1 protein-coding gene is annotated in these 230 nt (G+C 40.9%); it reads right to left on the minus strand.

Annotation, left to right across the window (positions count from 1 at the left end; translation table 11 throughout):
* Window positions 1-230, minus strand: a 230-nt coding sequence (locus tag QOS01_RS10550) for a helix-turn-helix domain-containing protein (RefSeq protein ID WP_283622284.1), incomplete at both ends; no start/stop codon positions are given.

Genomic DNA, 230 nt, shown 5'->3' on the forward strand with positions numbered 1-230 from the left:
CCTTGGCGTTTAAATAACATCTTAAAGGCTTGGGCGAGGTTGTGATTAACCACTAGAAAACTAGTTGAGTCACTAGCTCTAAGAAATGGGTATTCCTGCTTGAGTCTCTTCAGTAGATAATTCATTCCGTATTCATTGACGATGTGACTACTAGGATTATTTTGATACCGTTCCTTGGCCATCGCCAACATTTGGTTCCAAACGAAGCGATCATTACCAAACATCTGCCA

Source organism: Limosilactobacillus avium, from assembly GCF_947381485.1.
Lineage (GTDB): Bacteria > Bacillota > Bacilli > Lactobacillales > Lactobacillaceae > Limosilactobacillus > Limosilactobacillus avium.